Here is an 18,286-nt window from a genome sequence, read left to right on the forward strand (position 1 = left end):
GCGCGGGGTGGAGCAGCCCGGTAGCTCGTCAGGCTCATAACCTGAAGGTCGTAGGTTCAAATCCTACCCCCGCAACCAAACTAAACACTATATCAACGGCTTAGCCATTCCAGGCTGGGCCGTTTTTGCATTCTAAGCACTAAAATGACCGGCGAAGTTCAACAAGAGATGAACAGGAGCCAGCTAAGCCGGCTCCTGTTAAATCAATCCTCAGCACCATACCTGGATCCTATCAGGATGACGGCGTTCCCCAGCCGCCGCCGGACGGGGTCTGCATGACGAACAGGTCGCCGGCATGGACCTCGTTCTGATCGTTGCCGCCGTGCTCGACGCGGCTTCCGTCAGCTCTGACGATCCATTCGCGGCCCACTTCGCCGGGGCCGCCGCCCGGCCCGGGGAAGGGCGGAACGCGTCGATGCGAGCAGAGCGTCGTGACCGTCATGTCTTCGAAAAAGCGCATCTTGCGGGTAATCCCGTCCCCGCCATGCCAGCGCCCAGTGCCGCCCGAGCCGCGCCGGATCGACCATTCTTCGAGCCGCACGGGGAAGCGATGTTCCAGGACCTCAGGGTCCGTCCCCCGTGTATTGGTCATATGTGTCTGTACGGCCGAGCAGCCGTCAAAGCCCGGGCCTGCACCCGTGCCGCCGCAGATCGTTTCGTAGTTCTGGATACGGTCGTTGCCCCAGACATAATTGTTCATCGTCGCCTGTGAGCCCGCCATCGCGCCGAGTGCGCCCATTAGTGCATTGCAGGCAAGCTGGCTGACTTCGGTGTTGCCGGCAATAACCGCCGAGGGGTAGCGGGCATTCACCATCGAGCCCTCAGGGGCGATGATCTTCAGCGGCTTGAAGCAGCCTTCGTTCAGCGGAATAGGCGCGCCGACAAGGGTCCGGAATACATAGAGGACAACGGCGTGACACACCGCGAGCGGGGCGTTGTAGTTCAAGGCGTTCGACGCCGTGCCAGTGAAGTCGATCTCCGCCGAACGCCGCTCATGATCAACCCTGACGGCGACGCGGATGAAGGAGCCATTATCAAGTTCGTAGTCGAAAGAGCCGTCCTTCAGGGCGTCGATCACGCGCCGTACGCATTCCTCGGCATTGTCCTGCACGTGCCCCATATAGGCATGCACAGTTTCGAGTCCGAACTGCGCGATCATCTTCGCGACTTCCCGGGCACCGGTCTCGTTCGCCGCCACCTGGGCGGCAAGATCCGCCATGTTCTCATTGATGTTCCGGCACGGATAGGGGCCGGACGCAAGCAGAGCCCGTGTTTCGGCCTCCCGGAACCGGCCGCCGTCGATCATCTTGAAATTGTCGATCAGCACGCCTTCTTCTTCGATATGACGGCTGTCGGGCGGCGCTGAGCCGGGCGTCTTGCCGCCGATATCCGCATGGTGGCCGCGGGAAGCGACATAGAAGATCGGCGTGCCATGATCGAAGACAGGTGTGACGACGGTCACGTCGGGAAGGTGTGTGCCGCCGTTGAACGGCGCATTGAGGACGTAAACGTCGCCCTCCTTCATATCCGGGTTGAGCCGGATCACGGTGCGGATGGATTCGGACATGGATCCGAGGTGCACCGGCACGTGCGGCGCATTCGCGACGAGGTCGCCGCCCGGCCCGAAGAGAGCGCAGGAGAAATCGAGCCGTTCCTTGATGTTCACCGAATAGGCCGTGTTCGCCAGGGTCGCGCCCATCTGCTCGGCAATGGACATGAAGAGATTGTTGAATACCTCGAGCATCACGGGATCGGCGCGGGAGCCGACAGCTTCCGCCCGGATCATCGGAACGGTGCGCGTGAGAATGAGATGGCCCCATTCGTCGACCGCGGCTTGCCAGCCCCGTTCAATCACATTGGTGCCTGTCGGCTCCTTGATGATTGCCGGCCCGTCGACGGTCTGACCGGTTGTCATGCTTTCACGGTCATAGAGCGGCGTCGCCGGGCCACCAAAATGGCTGTCGATCTGATCGACGGAAGACGGCGTGCCGTCGCCGGTCGGAAATGTCTCGGCGGTGATTTCCGCCGCGCCGCCGACGGCCTCCACGGCGAGTGCCTCGAAAACCAGCTCCCGCTCACCTGCGGCAAAGCCGAAGCGGGCCCGGTGCGCGACTTCGAATCCCGCACGCAATGCAGCCTCGTCGCCGAACGGGACTTCCAAGGCCTGGTGCGAGCCGCGATAGCGCAGATGCGCCCGTCGCTCAACGCGGATCGCCATCCTGGCGACACCCTGTCTCTCGACCTCTGCGACGGCCTCGTCGGCGGCCTCCTTCAGCGCGACCTCCGCTGCGGCGACTGAAGAGATCGGCGCATCGAACTGGCGCTCACGCAGGGCGCGGATCTCCGCCAGCCCCATGCCATAGGCAGAGAGCACGCCGGCGAAGGGGTGCACGAAGACGGTCTGCATGCCGAGGGCGTCCGCAACGGCACAGGCATGCTGACCGCCGGCGCCGCCAAAGCATTGCAGCGTGTATTTCGTGACGTCGTATCCGCGTTGGACGCTGATCTTCTTGATCGCATTCGCCATGTTTTCCACGGCAATCCGCAGGAATCCCTCGGCGAGGTCTTCCGGTGTCCGGGCGGCAGCGCCTGTTTCGGCGGCAATTTCGCTGGAGAGGGCTTCGAATTTCTCCCGCACGATGGCGGCATCCAGCGGCTGATCCGCATCGGGCCCAAAGACGGCGGGAAAATGCGACGGCTGCAGTTTGCCGAGCATCACGTTGCAGTCGGTCACGGTCAGCGGTCCGCCACGCCGGTAGCAGGCGGGACCCGGATCGGCGCCGGCACTGTCCGGGCCGACCTGGAAGCGTCCGTCGCGGAAATGCAGGATCGATCCGCCGCCTGCTGCCACCGTGTGAATGTTCATCATCGGAGCCCGCATGCGGACACCCGCGACTTCGGTCTCGAAGGACCTCTCGTAGGTTCCGGCATAGTGGCAGACATCCGTCGAGGTGCCGCCCATATCGAATCCGATCAGGCGGTCATAACCGGCAAGCGCGCCGGTCTTCACCATGCCGACGACGCCGCCGGCCGGCCCGGACAGGATCGCGTCCTTGCCCTGAAACAGCGTAGCGTCCGTCAGGCCGCCGTTCGATTGCATGAACATCAGCTTTCCCTCGCCGCCGAGAGCGTCGGAAACCTGGTTCACATAGCGGCGGAGGATCGGCGAGAGATAGGCGTCAACCACAGTCGTGTCGCCACGCGGGACGAGTTTCATCAGCGGTGAGACCTCGTGCGATGCGCTGATCTGCCCAAAGCCTTCCTCGGCGGCGATGGCGGCGATACGGGCCTCATGCACCGGATTGAGGTAGCTGTGCATGAAGGCGATGGCGACACTGTCGATGCCGTCAGCCTTCGCCGTTCTGAGCGCCGTACGCGCACTTTCCTCGTCGAGCGGTGTCACGGTCTCGCCATGGGCATCTAGCCGCTCATGAACTTCAACGGCCCGTTCATAGAGCAGTTCCGGCAGCGTGATGTGCAGGTCGAAGATCCGCGGGCGCGCCTGGTGCCCGATCCTGAGGAGATCGCCGAAGCCCTCGGTGATGAGGAGCAGGGTGCGGTCGCCCTTGCGCTCGAGGAGGGCATTGGTGGCAACGGTCGTTCCCATCTTCACGGAGTCTATGGTGCCCGCGGGGACAGGGTCGCCTTTGGTCAATCCCAGAAGGTCCCGGATACCCTGAACGGCGGCGTCTCTGTAGCGCTCGGGGTTTTCGGACAACAGCTTGTGGGTGACGAGGGTCCCGTCTGGTTTCTGTGCCACGATATCGGTGAAGGTGCCGCCGCGGTCGACCCAGAATTGCCACATCACAGAATTCCTCCGTTGCGCTTCTTGCGCACGATTTAAGAGAGTTTGGATAGGTAGATGGTTGCTTAGTAGAAGAGGCTGGGGAGCCAGAGAGCGACATCAGGAAACAACAACAGCACAGCGATCATCGCAAACATCGTCAAGACAAAAGGCGCTGCTCCGATCATGACGTCACTCAATTCGCCCCGCTCTCGTACGCCCTGAACGACATAGAGATTGATGCCGATCGGGGGCGTGATAAGCGCGGTCTCCAGCAGGACCATGAGCAGGATCCCGAACCAGACCGGGTCGAACCCGAGCGTTATCACGATCGGTGTGATCAGCGGCGCGACGGTGAGAAGCATGGAAAGCGTCTCCATGAAGCAGCCGACGACAATCAGAACCGCGATCAGCATCAGCATGGTCTGCATCGGCGAGAGACCGAGACCGGTGACGAAATCTGCAAGCGCCTGGGTCAGGCCGATGACAGACAGAACAAAGTTCAGAAATACGGCGGCAAGAATGATCAGCAGGATCATCGAGGTTGTCCGCATGGTCCCCTCGATTGCCGCGCGGATCATATCCAGCGAGAGAGAGCCGTTCGCAGCCGAAAGCCCGAGCGCTGCGACGACGCCCAGCGCGGCGGCTTCTGTCGGTGTCGCAATGCCGGCATAGATCGAGCCGACGACGACGAGGAAGATGCCGATCGGCGGCAGCAGAGAGGGCAGGGCGGCGACCCGTTCTGCCCATGTGGCAACCACAGGTTCTCCACCCCAAGCGGGTTTCGCGATGCAGAGCACGATGACGGTGACCATGAAGAGCGCGGCGAGCAGGAAGCCGGGAAGAAAGCCGGCGAGATACAGCTCCGGGACAGAGGTGTCCGTCAGCAGACCGAAGAGGATCAGGTTGATGGACGGGGGGATGAGAATGCCGAGCGTGCCGCCGGCAGCAATGGTGCCGAGGAAAAGGCGCTCATTGTAGCCTCGTTTCTCGATTTCCGGGATCGCCACTGTGCCGATGGTTGCTGCGGTGGCGACAGAGGAGCCGGAGGTCGCGGCGAAGAGCGCGCAGGAGCCGGTATTGGCATGCATCAGCCCGCCCGGCAGCCAGCCGAGCCAGGTGACGATGCCAGCGTACATTTTGGCGGCAACCCCGGAGCGAAGCAGGATTTCCCCGAGCAGGATGAACATGGGGATCGCAACCAGCAGGAAGTCGGTTCCTGTCTGCCAGACCATGTCGCCGAGTGCGCGGTGCAGCGGCATCGGGCTATCGAGGTACTGCAGGGTGAGGCCGAGCCAGCCCAGCGCGGCGGCGACCGGGACGGCGAGGGCGATAAGGCCCAGAAGGATCAGAAGCGTCTTGGTAAGCATCAGGCCGTCTCGTCTTTGATCTGTTCGTCCAGGGTCTTCACGCCGATTCGCCGCTCCGCTTCGGCCATTTTCCCGGTGAGCGTTGCGAACAGCGTGCCGACAAAGAGCAACGCGCCGCAGGCGACGAAGAAGACCCAGCCTGCAAGCCATGGGATCTGCGGGATGGCGAGTGGTGTGCGCATCGGGGTGATCGACCGGGAGCCGTATTGCAGCGTGTCAGCGACGAGCCCCCAGGCCATCCAGGTCACGATCCCGGCAAAACCGATGAGCAGGGCGAGGCCGAAGAAATTCAGGAACATTCGCACGGGACGTGGAAGCACCAGGAAGAGTGCGTCCACCCGGATATGCGCGCGTTCGAAGAGTGCGAAGGCAAGACCCAGAGAGGTCGCCACGCCGAAGGCGTAGCCGGAGATTTCATCGGCGCCTGCGATCGATGTGTTGAAGAACTTGCGCAGGATCACTTCCAGGGTCACCAGAAAGGCCGACCCGAGGATCAGCGCGCCACCGAGCCAGACAAGCCAGCGGGACAGCTTGTGTGCGGCGTCAATCAGGCGAAGCATGAAGGGTCCTCCTCGAGAGCGGATCGGTGTTGATTGTGGCACCATCGGCCGGCGCCGGGTTTTGCCCGGCGCCGGCGAAAGTCAGTTTATTTGGCTTTTGCCGTCAGCCCGAGGATCTTGCCGACAGTCTTGTTCCAGTCGGCCGCACAGTCGGCGCCGCAGCGCTCGGCCCAGCGGGCCAGGACGACGTCAGTCGCGATGGTGTCGCGCAGGGCGAGGTCGTCGGCAGACGGTTTCACCAGCTTCATCGCACCAGGCTCCCCGATGTCGCACTTGCCGCCGGTGATGCAGCTGATTGCGACGTCGTCTTCGGCCGCGGTCTCGGTCCACATCTGATCGTTCAGAATGGCCAGTTCCTTCTGCAGCAGTGCCTGCTTCTCAGCGCCCATGGCATTCCACTTGTTCATGTTCATGGCGCCGAAGGCGAGGCCCCAGCCAACCCGAAGCGTGTAGGCGTGGGTTGCGACCTGGTGCCATTTTGCCTTGTAGGCGGACATGGTTCCGGTGATACCGCAATCGACCACGCCCTTCTCGAGCGCCGGGATGACTTCTGCGAACGGCACGGTGACGGAGGTGCCGCCGACACCTTCGACGAAGTCGCCGAGGGTGGTGGCATAGACCCGGACCTTCTTGCCCTTGAGATCCTTGATCCCGTTCACCTCGGCGTTGCACCAGAGCGTTTGGCTGGGGAACGGATAGAGCATCAGAAGCTTGGCGTTGTAGATCTCGGCGAAGGCTTTCTCGAGGATCGGGTAATAGGCTTTCGCCACACTGCGCTCGGTCTCGATGTCCTGGGTGACGGAGGAAAGATCGGCGCCCTCGAACACGGCATTCTCCGCCGCGACATAGCCCGGAAGCCCGAAGGCGAAATCGAACACGCCGTTCTTCACGAGCCGCATGATCTCGAAGCCCTTCAGGCCAAGCTCGGTCTGCGGCTTGATCTCACCGATGATGGATCCGCCGGAAGCCTTGGCGATGCGCTCGTTCCAGAACGGACCCTCATGTTTCTGATAATTCGTCAGGCTGCCCCAGGTTCCCACGGCCTTGATGACCGTCGGACCGTCGGCAACCGCCGGACCGGTGGCGGACAAGCCTGCCGAGATGGCGAGCGCCGCGCCTAAAGCTCTTAGTTTTCTCATTTTTTGTCTCCCTGTTTTGTTAGTGGTCACGCAATAAAACTGTTGGTCTGGTCGTCGATGTCCGTGATCAGCATCCGCCCGGGCGTGTGGGTGATGCAGAGGGGCGGGCGGGCTTCTGCGAGGGCATTCTGAGGCGTCACGCCGCAGGCCCAGAACATCGGCACGCCCTCGGTGCTGACAGGTGGATCGCCCCAGTCGGGCGCGTGGACGTCCTTGATGCCGATCTCGGCCGGATCCCCGACATGGACCGGTGCGCCATGTGCCCAAGGGAACCGGGCGGTGGTTTCTCGTGCCAAATCGACCTGGTCCGGCGCCACGTAACGCAGTGAGACAACCATGCCGCCGCCGAAGGGGCCGGCGGGTATCGTTTCGATATTTGTGCGGTACATCGGGACGGTCGTATCGGCCTCGATATGTGCCATGGGCACACCGGCGGCAATAAGTGCCGTCTCGAAGGTAAAGGAGCAGCCGATCGCAAAGGCCACGAGGTCGTCACGCCAAACCGCGTTCAGGTCGGGAACGGATTCAATCAGGTTGCCGTCTCGGTAGATATTGTAGGATGGCGTATCCGTCCGGACGTCGATGTCGCCGAGCTCCGGCCATAGCGGGTTCCCAGCTTTGGTCATACCCACCAAGGGACAAGGCTGCGGGTTCCGCCGGCAGAATGCTTCGAAATCGGGCGCGAGACCTACTGGAAGGATCGCGAGATTTACCTGAAGTTTTCCAGAGGCGAGACCTGCTGTGTGACCGCGATAGGCGCCGGCCCTGATTGCCGCCCGCACCGTTTCCACGTCGCGGCCAGCGAGATCGTCGTAGGTTGGATTTGAAGCGTCGCCGTATGCGTGCATTGCTGCCTCCTGCGTCGGAAGAACAGTAGGCTGCACGTTTGATCAGGTTCAAATTAGTTATTTTGCGCTGATTTGATCACTAATTTTTATCATATGCCGTGGCAACCATCTGCGCGATCTCAGCCGCCCGACCGGTCACAGAGACCTCGGGCGCAGCGAGAAAAGAGGCCGTGAAGCTCAGCGGTTCTGGCGTCCAGCCGGGATCAAATTGTTCGACCTGCCCTGAAGTCAGATAGTCCGCTGCAAGTGAAAGCGGCAAGGCTCCGATGCCAAGCCCGGCTGCAACCAGCCGGAAACAGGCAGAAAGTGAAGAGGACGGGAAGATGACCGCACCAGGTCCGCAGCGTTCCAGAAGCGTTTCCTTAAGCAGACGAAAAGGCCTGGTGTCCCGGGCGAATGTAATGACAGGCGCGCCAGCGGCAGGATCGCTGACGGACAGCGATGGCGAGCGAAACCATGTCATCTGGTAGTCGGGGAGAGGAATGTTTTCGACCCGGTAATCTGAAATTGGTCCCATGAGGAGTGCAAGATCTATCGCATTGGCGAAAAGTCTCTCTCGGAGCGTGCGTGAAATGTCGACATCAATCTCGACGGTCAGCCGGGGAAATTCCGCTCTGAGCGTTGTGATAAACTCGGGGAGCCAGGATTGCACGATGGTTTCGGACACGCCGATCCGAAAGAGAGACTGCATGCCGTCCGGTCGGCCGACATCTCTCTGGATGAGACTGTTCAGCTTCAGATACTGCTCCGCGTAACCGATCAGTGCTGCTCCGTTTTTGGTCGGGCGCATCGAGGCGGAACGATCGAACAATTCCACTCCCAGTGCTGCCTCCAACGTCTTTATACGGGCGGTTACGGCTGGCTGGGTCAGATGCAACTCCTCCGCGGCCCGGCGTACGTTACCCGTGCGCGCGACGGCCAGGAAAGCTCTGAGTTGGTCGAGGGTGAAACGCACGGATCAGCCCTCCACGGCGCGGAGCGCGCCGCAGTCGACGTTGGATATTACGTTCGTCCGCATTACCCGGCGGGATCTCTCTGGAACATTCCGGATGCGCGTGGTGTCGGGGGCACGTCCGATCCTCAGGGCTTCGGCGAGGCCACTGTACGAGAGGATCTGCGCTTCGATGCTGTCAGTCCGCCGCCATATGCTCATGTTCGCCCGCCATTTAGATACTGTGACGGTTTCCCGTCGGGTCGCTAAGATCTGTAAGAGAATACTATTATATCCGTAGGTTGGGTTTTTCGTCGCCTCAGAGGTCTTTCTTTACCCGGCTCTGCTCTCATCGGACCATCTCAATTACAATCTTCATAGCGATGACAGTCATGCAAAGGGTCGGTCGATCCTCGGCTTGCTGAAAAATGAACGTTGGTTCATTATTCGTTGAAGACGACGGAGGAAAAGGGACAGTCATGAGTGATGGATCGACACTTGCCAGACTTCAGGCAGCCGACCCGCAAGATAACCGCCATCTTGATGCGGTGATCGTCGGCGCCGGGTTCTCGGGCATGTATCAGCTTCACCTGTTGCGTGACCGGCTGGGGCTGAAGGCCCGTGTCCTGGAGCGTGGCGATGGTGTTGGTGGGACCTGGTACTGGAACCGCTATCCCGGTGCGCGGTGCGATTCCGAGAGCCATTCATACAGCTATTACTTTTCCGACGCCTTGCTGCAGGAGTGGGAATGGTCCGAACGGTATCCGCAGCAGCCGGAGATCGTGCGCTACCTGAATTTTGCCGCCGACAAGCTGGACCTGAAGCGGGACATCCAGCTCAACACGACGGTCACCGCGGCGCGTTATGATGAGGCGGCAAATCGATGGCTGGTCGAGACTGAAAGCGGCGAGACTTTTACGGCGAAGTACCTGATCACCGCAGTCGGCTGTCTGTCATCGGCGAACGTACCCGATATTCCGGGCCGGGATCGCTTTCAGGGCCAATGGTACCATACCGGCCAGTGGCCGCATGAAGGCGTGGATCTTACCGGCAAGCGGGTCGGGCAGGTCGGCACCGGGTCGACCGGTATCCAGGCGGTGCCGGTGATCGCTGCCGAGGCGCAGCACCTGACGGTCTTCCAGCGCACAGCCAACTACAGCATCCCGGCACAGAACGGCCCGCTGTCTTCCGAGTTCAAGGCTTGGGCAAAGAAGAACACTGACGAAATCCGTAGGACCATGCATGCCTCGACCAACGGCCACCCGTTCCTGATGGAGGAGCGCAATGTGTTCGATGTGTCCGCCGAGGAACGACGCGCGATCTACGAAAAGGCCTGGGAGGTTGGCGGATTGCGGTTCAGGGCGGTGTTCCAGGATCTGCTGCTCGACAAGGCGGCGAATGACACGGCGGCCGAGTTTCTTAAGGGTAAGATCCGCGAGATCGTGTCGGATCCCCAGAAAGCAGAGGCGCTGTCCGATATCGACCATCCTTTCGCGACCAAGCGTCCGCCGATCGATACCGGCTATTTCGAGGCATTTAACCGCGACAATGTCAGCCTCGTGAACCTGCGCAAAACCCCAATCGTCGAGATTACCGAGAAGGGAATACGGACGACCGAGAAGGAATACGAGCTCGACGTCATCGTTTTCGCCACCGGTTTTGATGCGATGACGGGCTCGTTGCTCAAATTGGGCATCGTCGGTCGTGACGGGGTTTCCTTGAACACTGCCTGGGAAGCTGGGCCGCGCACCTATCTTGGGCTTCAGGTCGCGGGTTTCCCTAACATGTTCACCATCACCGGGCCGGGCAGTCCGTCGGTGCTATGCAACATGCCGGTTGCGATCGAGCAGCATGTTGAATGGGTAACCGACTGCATTGAGCAGGCGGAGAAGAAAGGTGTCGAGCGGATCGAGCCAGCCGAGCAGGCAGTCACGGACTGGGTCGAGCATGTCAATGACGTCGCCAACGCCACCTTGCTGCCGCAAGCGGGGCATTCCTGGTACCTGGGTGCGAATGTGCCCGGCAAGCCGAGAGTCTTCATGCCCTATGCCGGCGGCATGGCGCGGTACCGTGCGATCTGCGACCGGATCGCCGCGAACGGGTATGAGGGCTTCGTAATGGACCGCGAGACCGCCGCTACGTCAACCAGCGCCGTGGCGGCTCAATCGTGACTATCAGTTCGGTGACGGCCGAGCGCTCGGTGCCGCGCCATGCCGCCGGCATGGGGCCCGAGGTCCTGCTGCTGGATGTGCCTTCGGAGGGGTTGGCTCCGATCATCGTTCAGGCCATCGGCAGTCTGATCCGCACCCTGCGGGACACGGGCGTGACCATCGTGCTTGCGGAGCAGAACATGCATTTCTGCCTCGGCATTTCCGAGGATGCAGCGGTGATCGACAAGGGGCATATCGTCTACCGCGATACGATTGCCGGTCTGCGGGCCAATGAGGCGATTACAAAGCGTTATCTCGCAATCTGAAGCGCCTGGTATCTGACGTGCTTGAGCCTCAACTGGGCGAGAAAAGCCCGCGGGTAAGGATCTTCATATAGGCTTGGATCACGTGCGCGGGTACCGCCTTGGCCCGACCATTGTCGTCCCGTGCGTAGTGCATCGAAATGTAGGACCGTGCTGAGAGCAGCATATAGATCACGGCCTCCAGTTCGGCCTCGTCGAACCCCTGAATCTCGCCGCGTTCGACCGCACGGTCGAGCGAGCCCTTGTAGCCACTGACCAGCACGCGGAAATGTTCCGCATGGGCTTCCGGCGCGAATACTTCAGCCTCATAGAGGATGCGGTAGAATGCGGGATGGGTGTTGAGATATTCCAGGAACGCCAGAAGACGTGCTTTTTCGCGCTCCGAGCCGGTCAGGGCGCGCGGCAGCGAGGTGGCGATGTGATCGAGCATCTGCCGGCCCATGTAGGGCAGGAGCTTGTTCAGGACGTCCTGGCGTGATCTGAAGTAGTTGTAGAAAGTCCCCTGCGCGATGCCGGCGAGCTGGGTGATTTTCGAAATCGATGCGTCTGCGTAACCCTCGCTTCCAACCACCTGCGCTGCAGATTCCAGTATCAGCCTATAGGTTTCGCGGGATTTCTCCTCGCGGGACATTCGCCGTGGTTGGGAACTGCGAAGGGCAATTGACTTCGTCATCGAGAAACAGTGCTTTCCAATACTTTGTTCTTTTGATCGTATTTTGACGGAAATCTGTCAAGTTTCGCGGCCTCGCTTTGGCCCTGGCAGGGGAGTTCGAGCGTCCGCTCGGTGCTCGCTTCGAGATCTCACACCGGCAGAATGACGCAGTCTCGGGCGCGGATCCGGATTGCGACCTCTTTACCGACTGTATGCGGGCGTTCGTCGATCTGATTGATCGCCTGCAGGGACTGATTGCCCGCCTGCAGGAAGTAGCGGGCCACCTGACCCTGGTAATCGACATCCCGCACCTGCGCTGTCAGCACGGTATCGTGCGCGTCAGCTGAGCGTTGGTCTTCCAGTGCCAGTTTCTCGGCCTTTATCGACAGTTTGACCGGCGTTCCGCTTTTCAGAGGCTGGCTCTCACTTGCTTCCAGCATGGCGAAGATGCTGCCGAGAGCGGGGACCTCGACCTCGGCGATGCCGTCGTTCAGGGTCTTTACAGTGCCGGAAAGAATGTTGGCGTTGCCAAGGAAGGTCGTGACGAATTCCGAGGCTGGGCGGTTATAGACCAGCTCCGGTGTGCCGATTTGTTCGACCCTGCCGGCGCTCATGACCACAATCCTGTCGGACATGGCCAGCGCCTCGGACTGGTCGTGGGTAACGAAGATCGTGGTGACGCCGATGCGGTTCTGGATGGCTTTCAACTCAACCCGCATTTCCTCGCGCAGGTTCGCATCAAGGGCCGAGAGCGGCTCGTCGAGCAGCAGCACGTCCGGCTCGACGACGATGGCCCGGGCAAGCGCGATACGCTGCTGCTGGCCGCCGGACAGCTGTGTCGGGAAACGTTCCTCGACACCGGGAAGGCGGACGATGTTCAGGGCCTCGGTAACCTTCTTGCGGGCATCCTCTTTCGGCACGCCGCGGTATTTCAGGCCGAAGGCGATGTTCTCGCCGATGGTCTTGTGCGGAAACAGCGCATAATTCTGGAACACGAGGCCAAGGTTGCGTTTGTGGATGGGCACGTCGTTCACCCGTCGCCCACCGACCAGGATGTCGCCGGTCGTGGGGAATTCGAGCCCCGCGATCATCCGCAGCAAGGTTGTCTTCCCGCAGCCGGATGGTCCCAACAGCGTGGTGAAGGAGCCTTCCTCGAAGGTGATGTTCGCGTCTTCGACCGCGACAACGGTGCCGAAGGCCTTCCGAATGCCGACAAGTTCAACCTGGGCCACTGACCATTCCTCGCTTTATAGACTGTTCCAGCGGGTCCAGCCGGCCTCCGGAGAGGCCGGCCGGGATGTTGGATGAAAGGCTCAGGCGCCTTTCTTCAGGCGGTTCCACTGCTTCTTCTGCGCTTTTTCGACCGGGTTCCAGGTCGTCGGATCGCGGAACACGAGGCCTTCCAGTTTGCCGGTCGGATCGAAGGCCGGCAGACCCTTGATCGTGTCGGACATGGCAATCTTGTTCGGATCGAGCGAGGACGGGTATTTCTGTCCTTCGGCGACCGCGAGCGCGGTTTCCGGTGCCAGCATGAAGTTCAGCAACTCTTCGGCGTCGGCCATCGGCGAGCCCTTGAGCACGAACATGCTTTCCATCCAGGCGAGGCCGTTCTTCGGGTCGAGATAGCCGATCGGATGACCTTGTGCCTGCAGGGCGGCGACACGGCCGGACCAGGCTTCGGTGACGTAGATCTCTTCCTTGGCGAGGAGATCCATCAGCTCGGCGCCGGACTCCCAGTATTTGACGATCAGGCCGCGATGCTCGCGGGCCTTCTCCCAGACCGCGTCCCAATCCTGAATGTTGTTCGGATCCTGATTGGATTGCAGCGCGCCGTACCAGGCACGGTTCGCCCAGTCGCCGCCCCAACCGCCGATCTTGCCCTTCAGCTCTTTCTTGAGCAGCAGGTTGGCACCGAGCGCCTCGGCTTCTTTCTTGGTCACATACTTGGTGTTGTAGGCGATGCCCGTGGTTCCGTAGTCGTATGGGACGGCGGAAAGGCTGTTCGGCGTGATGGCCCGGAACGGCTTGATGATGGCGTCCATCACGTTGACCATGTTCGGGATGTTGGCCTCGTTCAGCTCGCTGCCATAACCGTTGTCGACCCAGCGCTGATACCAGCTCACACCGGAGGAATGCAGCATGTTGTGGCCGTCGATAGAGCCGGCAGCCTTGATCTTGGTCAGCACTTCGGACTCGCCACCGAAAGCCGAATCAATGACCTTGTTGCCGCTCTTTGCCGTATAGGGATCGAAGGCATGCTTGCGCAGGGCCTCGCTGACGACGCCGCCCCAACCTTCGAAATAGATGTCGGTTCCGGCGGCCATGGCGTGCCGGCTGAGAGCGGTCATGCTGCCGCCTGCGACACCGGCGGCCAAGCCGGCATAGCCGAGCAGCGCCATGAAAGAGCGGCGGTCCATGTCGCCGTTGCCCATGCGCTCGCGCAGGGTCTCGTATCGCTTTGTTGAGCTGATTTTCATCGTTGTTTCTCCTCTGTTCATGTGATGGCGGATTATCGTTGTTTGCGCGTGAAGTACCGGGCGAGTCCGCCCGCCATGAGCGGTACGCCGACGGTGATGACGATCATGACGAAACCAAGGGCATTGATTTCCGGGCTGACGGAATTGCGCAGCATGCCGAAGATCTGCGTCGGTACGGTCTCGGAGCCGGCCGGGCGCCAGAAGATTGTCGCGGTGATGTTGTCGAAGGAAATCGTGAAGGCGAACAGCGCGCCGGCGAACACGGCCGGCATCAGCAGTGGCAACGTGATCTGGAAGAAGGTCTGTAGCGGATTGGCGCCGAGGCTGAGCGCCGCCTCCTCATAGTCCTTACGGATGCCGACAAGGCGGGCTTGGACGACGAGGACGACAAAGGGCAGGGCGATGATCGTGTGACCGATCAGCAGCAGAGCGAAGGATCGCGGCATCGACAGCCAGCGCAGGAACAGCAGCAGGCCGACGGCAAGGACCGTCTCCGGTACCAGCACCGGAGAGATCAGGAAAGTGGTGATCCATGCCTTGCCCGGGAAGCGGTATCTGACGAGGGCGAGGGACGCGAGAATGCCGATCGTGGTCGCCAGGATGGCGGTGCCGATCCCGAGCACGAACGAGGTCTTGAATGCGCGGACGATCGCCTCGTTTTCGTACAGCTTCTCGAACCACTGCAGGCTGAAGCCCTCGATCGGGAAGCCGCCGAACTGGGAGCTGTTGAAGGCCAGCAGCAGGACCACCGCGACCGGCGCGAACATGAAGACATAAACGGCGATCGCATAGAGACGGATCAGGTTCCAACCCATGGCTCTCTCCTCACCCTAAGGCTTTGTAGAGTTGGTTCATGCCCATGAGTCGGCTGTAGAGGACAACCACGAGGCCGAGCAGAACCAGCAGGGTGAAGGAAAGGGTCGCGCCCATCGGCCAATTCAGCTCGGACAGGATCGAATCATAGATCAGGTTGCCGTACAGGAAGTCGTTCGGGCCACCGAGAATGAGGGGGGTCACGTAGCTGCCGGCGGTGAGCACGAAGACCAGCAGGCTGCCTGCGGCCAGGCCTGGCGTGGACAATGGCAGCGTGACCTCACGGAAAGCCTGCCAGGGTGAGCAACCGAGAGTCCGTGCGGCGGGCACAAGGTTCCGGTCGATCCCTTCAAGGCTGACATAAACGTTGAGGATCATGTAGGGCAGGAAGACATGGATGAAGCCGACAATGACCGCGAACTCGTTGAACATCATTTGCAGTGGCTCGTCGATCACTCCAAGCCAGAGCAACACACCGTTGATGGCGCCCTGATTGCCCATGATGTGGATCCAGGAGAGCGTCCGGATGATGAAGCTGACCCAGAAGGGCAGGATCAACAGCAGGAGCAGCAACCATTTGTGCTTGTAGGTGGTGTTGGCGATGAAATAGGCCGGGATGTAGCCGAGCAGGGCCGCCAGAACGGTGACGATGACGGAGAGCCGGAACGTCTTCCAGATGGCCACATGGTAGTAGCTGTCGGTGAACAGTTCCGACCAGTTCTCGAACGAGAAAGCGGGCTGGTCCACGCCGAGATCGATATTGATATAAAAGGAATAAATCAGGATCAGCGACATCGGCACGACCACAAGAAGTGTGATCGTGACCAGTGCCGGTGACAAGAGCCACCACGGCCTCATGGCCTTGCTACGCAATGCGCTCACCTGAAATGTCCCCAACGATACGCGACCCTGTTTCGAACGGCCGATTTACGGCTCTTCTCGGAGGCCACTCATGCGGCTCTCGATCTAGGTGGAAATCTTCATCAGGCTCAGCCATTGTTCCAATAGATAATGAAAATTACGGTCATTGATTTGAGGAATGGTCTATGGATCTGCCCCGGGTGGACGACAGTGAACGGCTCGCGCGGGAGCTGGACTGGAACCTGTTGCGCACCTTCATCGCGATCGTTCAGGAAGGCGGCATCACTGCGGCGGCAGACCGGCTTTTGCTAAAACAACCGAGTGTCAGCAATGCACTCAAACGGCTGGAGACGAGCATCGGCAAGCGCCTCATCGACCGCGGGCCGAGCCATTTCCGGGTTACGGATGCGGGGCAGGGACTCTACCGCGAAGCGCTTGAGATCCATGGCACCATCGCCCGACTGACTGTGGAACTGAGGGATATAGAGGACGAGATACGCGGCCATGTGCGGATACGCCTGGCCAGCCATGTAATCTTCCCGCCGCTGGATGAAACCCTCAGGGAATTCAGTCAACGGCACCGCAACGTGACCTGCGACATATCTGTCCAAACCAGCGCGAACGTGGTGTCATCGGTGCTGGAGAAGAAAGCGAGTCTCGGGATCTGCCTTGTGCATCGCCAGCATCCCGATCTGACCTATGACAAGCTTTTTCGTGAGCATTTTGGTTTCTTCTGCGGGCCGACCCACCGCTTTTTCGGTCAAAAGAACCTGACACTGGAGGATCTTGATGGCGAGCCTTCGGTCACCTTCGATACAGACAGTTTGCAGGATGCTCTCCGGCCCGTCGCCGTATTGCGCGCACAGCTCAACCTCGACCACACGATCCGTGCGACCTCTTCACAGCTGGAAGAGGTGAAACGGCTGATTGTTGCCGGGGTCGGGATCGGCCCGTTGCCAATCCATGTCATGACCCGCGATGTCGAAGATGGTTTGCTCTGGCGCTTGCCGCCTTATGACGATCCGCCGGCAATCGATGTCTTCCTGGTCACCAACCCGGCCTCGCGCCTGAACCGGGCGGAGAAGGGCATGATCGATATGCTGCTCGAAATGACGGAGAAATTGCCGCTGTCGGGCCGCACCTATCCGCCCTCCGGAAATGCCGTCAGGCTTGAGAGCCGCCCAGTTCGGCCCGGATAGGGTCGTACCCATAGACCCAGACGGGGTCTTCCGGTTCCTTCAGCCAGGTATTGGCATTTGAAATCGTTTGCACTTTTGTCGCTCGGTCGCGACGCGTCGTCTCATAGAGGCTGAAGGCGTCCCCGTAATTCTCTGCCCCCAGCTCCTTCAGGCACCGGGTCAGGACGGCGGCATCTTCTATCGCCATGCAGGCACCCTGCGCCATATGCGGGCGCATCGGGTGGCAGGCATCACCGAGCAGGACCAGCCGGCCGCGACTCCAGAGGTTGAGCGGGTCGCGGTTCCAGAACGGCCATTTGGTAACGGTTTCGGTTGCGTCTATCAAAGTTTGGACTACCGGGTGCGAGCCGCCAAAGATGGCTTCCATCTCTTCGCGTGAGCTGTCGACAAACGGCTCGTCATGTTCCCAGGCATCTACTGGAACACCGGTGACATAGTAGTATTCCGATTTATCGCTTTTGGTGTCATACGCCATGATGTGCCGTGACAGCTCCCACCACCACTTGGTGCAGGCCTCGATGTCGAGACCCGAAGAGCGCAGCTTGTCTATGTTGACCATGGCGCGATGCCCGATCCAGCCGGAGAATTTCGGCTTTTCCGGACCGAGTAATTTGTCCCGGATTATCGAGTTGATGCCGTCTGCGCCGATCACCAGCCGGGCGGAGACCTGTTTGCCGTTGGTAAAGCTGAGCAGGACATCATCGTCGCGCTCCTGAAGATCACTCAGGCTGTGACCGAAATGCACCCGGTCGGCCGGAAGGATGTCCATCTGTTCGGCATGCAGGTCGCCCCGGTGGATCGTGATGTAGGGAGCGCCATATTCCTTCTTCGCGTAATCGCCGAGCGGAATTTTGGACAGGTAGTCGCCGGTATTTCCATCTCGCGAGAACCAGTAATCGGGATGAGAGCCGATCTCGGACAGGCGATCCTCAAGACCGATCGTCCGGAATATCTTCATCACGTTCGGGCCGATATGAATGCCCGCGCCGATGCGTGAGAAGACGGGAGCCTGCTCAAAGACATGGACGGAAAAACCGGCCTCCAGCAGCAGCGCCACGGCGGCGGCGCCACCCATGCCGGCTCCGATGACGGCGATATCGACTGTCTCGATCTGGCTCACAGGAGAGGCTCCTTTTCTACGTCGCGAATGAATTTAGTCATTAGCATGCAAACAATATT

At 60.6% G+C, this 18,286-nt stretch carries 15 protein-coding genes and 1 tRNA gene; 4 read left to right on the forward strand and 12 right to left on the reverse strand.

Features of this window, described 5'->3' with window-relative positions:
• Position 1 precedes the first annotated feature (1 nt).
• A tRNA-Met gene (locus tag VOI22_RS19950) sits at positions 2-78 on the forward strand.
• Positions 79-232: 154 nt separating this feature from the next.
• Here the strand turns inward: VOI22_RS19950 and VOI22_RS19955 are convergent.
• From VOI22_RS19955 to VOI22_RS19980, 6 genes are all read right to left on the reverse strand, one after another.
• Positions 233-3,805: a hydantoinase B/oxoprolinase family protein gene (locus VOI22_RS19955; RefSeq protein ID WP_323798204.1), complete on the reverse strand. Its 3,573-nt coding sequence runs from the start codon at positions 3,803-3,805 to the stop codon at positions 233-235.
• 65 nt (positions 3,806-3,870) lie between these two features.
• The gene (locus VOI22_RS19960; protein WP_323798205.1) at positions 3,871-5,154 is read right to left on the reverse strand and encodes a TRAP transporter large permease; all 1,284 of its coding nucleotides are present in this window, start codon (positions 5,152-5,154) and stop codon (positions 3,871-3,873) included.
• On the reverse strand, positions 5,154-5,714 hold the full coding sequence (locus VOI22_RS19965; protein ID WP_323798206.1) for a TRAP transporter small permease: 561 nt from the start codon (positions 5,712-5,714) through the stop codon (positions 5,154-5,156). The genes VOI22_RS19960 and VOI22_RS19965 overlap by 1 nt, the downstream gene beginning before the upstream one ends.
• 86 nt (positions 5,715-5,800) lie before the next feature.
• On the reverse strand, positions 5,801-6,853 hold the full coding sequence (locus tag VOI22_RS19970; RefSeq protein WP_323798207.1) for a TRAP transporter substrate-binding protein: 1,053 nt from the start codon (positions 6,851-6,853) through the stop codon (positions 5,801-5,803).
• 26 nt (positions 6,854-6,879) lie between these two features.
• Positions 6,880-7,701 (reverse strand): putative hydro-lyase, encoded by an 822-nt coding sequence (locus VOI22_RS19975; RefSeq protein WP_323798208.1) that lies wholly within the window; start codon positions 7,699-7,701, stop codon positions 6,880-6,882.
• 79 nt (positions 7,702-7,780) lie between these two features.
• Entirely contained in the window at positions 7,781-8,656 is an 876-nt protein-coding gene (locus tag VOI22_RS19980; protein ID WP_323798209.1) for a LysR family transcriptional regulator, read from the reverse strand.
• Between the two features lie 455 nt (positions 8,657-9,111).
• On the opposite strand from VOI22_RS19980, the gene VOI22_RS19985 reads away from it, so the two are divergent.
• Together VOI22_RS19985 and VOI22_RS19990 are read left to right on the forward strand one after the other, a co-directional pair.
• Complete coding sequence (locus VOI22_RS19985) at positions 9,112-10,803, forward strand: NAD(P)/FAD-dependent oxidoreductase (RefSeq protein ID WP_323798210.1); 1,692 nt, start codon at positions 9,112-9,114, stop codon at positions 10,801-10,803.
• A complete protein-coding gene (locus tag VOI22_RS19990; protein ID WP_323798211.1) occupies positions 10,800-11,108 on the forward strand; it encodes a hypothetical protein in 309 nt (102 codons plus the stop codon). Before VOI22_RS19985 ends, VOI22_RS19990 begins: the two co-directional genes overlap by 4 nt.
• Positions 11,109-11,136: 28 nt before the next feature.
• Here the strand turns inward: VOI22_RS19990 and VOI22_RS19995 are convergent, their stop codons facing one another.
• From VOI22_RS19995 to VOI22_RS20015, 5 genes are all read right to left on the reverse strand, one after another.
• Positions 11,137-11,736 carry a TetR/AcrR family transcriptional regulator gene (locus VOI22_RS19995; RefSeq protein ID WP_323798212.1) on the reverse strand — a complete coding sequence of 200 codons (600 nt, stop codon included), beginning with the start codon at positions 11,734-11,736 and terminating at the stop codon, positions 11,137-11,139.
• Between the two features lie 170 nt (positions 11,737-11,906).
• A complete protein-coding gene (locus VOI22_RS20000; RefSeq protein WP_323798213.1) occupies positions 11,907-12,989 on the reverse strand; it encodes an ABC transporter ATP-binding protein in 1,083 nt (360 codons plus the stop codon).
• A gap of 81 nt (positions 12,990-13,070) precedes the next feature.
• Positions 13,071-14,234, reverse strand: a complete 1,164-nt coding sequence (locus tag VOI22_RS20005; RefSeq protein ID WP_323798214.1) for an ABC transporter substrate-binding protein — start codon at positions 14,232-14,234, stop codon at positions 13,071-13,073.
• Positions 14,235-14,266: 32 nt separating this feature from the next.
• Positions 14,267-15,049, reverse strand: a complete 783-nt coding sequence (locus tag VOI22_RS20010) for an ABC transporter permease (protein ID WP_323798215.1) — start codon at positions 15,047-15,049, stop codon at positions 14,267-14,269.
• A 10-nt stretch (positions 15,050-15,059) separates the two neighbouring features.
• Positions 15,060-15,929 (reverse strand): ABC transporter permease, encoded by an 870-nt coding sequence (locus VOI22_RS20015; protein WP_323798216.1) that lies wholly within the window; start codon positions 15,927-15,929, stop codon positions 15,060-15,062.
• A 164-nt stretch (positions 15,930-16,093) separates the two neighbouring features.
• Between VOI22_RS20015 and VOI22_RS20020 the strand changes: the two genes are divergently transcribed.
• Positions 16,094-17,107 (forward strand): LysR family transcriptional regulator, encoded by a 1,014-nt coding sequence (locus tag VOI22_RS20020; protein ID WP_323798217.1) that lies wholly within the window; start codon positions 16,094-16,096, stop codon positions 17,105-17,107.
• On the opposite strand, the gene VOI22_RS20025 is transcribed toward VOI22_RS20020, so the two are convergent.
• Positions 17,073-18,227 carry an FAD-dependent monooxygenase gene (locus VOI22_RS20025; RefSeq protein ID WP_323798218.1) on the reverse strand — a complete coding sequence of 385 codons (1,155 nt, stop codon included), beginning with the start codon at positions 18,225-18,227 and terminating at the stop codon, positions 17,073-17,075. The genes VOI22_RS20020 and VOI22_RS20025 overlap by 35 nt on opposite strands.
• Positions 18,228-18,286 lie beyond the last annotated feature (59 nt).

This window comes from Nisaea sp., assembly GCF_034670185.1.
GTDB lineage: Bacteria > Pseudomonadota > Alphaproteobacteria > Thalassobaculales > Thalassobaculaceae > Nisaea.

Coding starts and splice junctions, on each gene's coding strand:
- VOI22_RS19955 (WP_323798204.1), bottom strand. CDS start 3,805: ATGTGGCAATTCTGGGTCGACCGCGGCGGCACCTTCACCGATATCGTG.
- VOI22_RS19960 (WP_323798205.1), bottom strand. CDS start 5,154: ATGCTTACCAAGACGCTTCTGATCCTTCTGGGCCTTATCGCCCTCGCC.
- VOI22_RS19965 (WP_323798206.1), bottom strand. CDS start 5,714: ATGCTTCGCCTGATTGACGCCGCACACAAGCTGTCCCGCTGGCTTGTC.
- VOI22_RS19970 (WP_323798207.1), bottom strand. CDS start 6,853: ATGAGAAAACTAAGAGCTTTAGGCGCGGCGCTCGCCATCTCGGCAGGC.
- VOI22_RS19975 (WP_323798208.1), bottom strand. CDS start 7,701: ATGCACGCATACGGCGACGCTTCAAATCCAACCTACGACGATCTCGCT.
- VOI22_RS19985 (WP_323798210.1), top strand. CDS start 9,112: ATGAGTGATGGATCGACACTTGCCAGACTTCAGGCAGCCGACCCGCAA.
- VOI22_RS19995 (WP_323798212.1), bottom strand. CDS start 11,736: ATGTCCCGCGAGGAGAAATCCCGCGAAACCTATAGGCTGATACTGGAA.
- VOI22_RS20005 (WP_323798214.1), bottom strand. CDS start 14,234: ATGAAAATCAGCTCAACAAAGCGATACGAGACCCTGCGCGAGCGCATG.
- VOI22_RS20010 (WP_323798215.1), bottom strand. CDS start 15,049: ATGGGTTGGAACCTGATCCGTCTCTATGCGATCGCCGTTTATGTCTTC.
- VOI22_RS20020 (WP_323798217.1), top strand. CDS start 16,094: ATGGATCTGCCCCGGGTGGACGACAGTGAACGGCTCGCGCGGGAGCTG.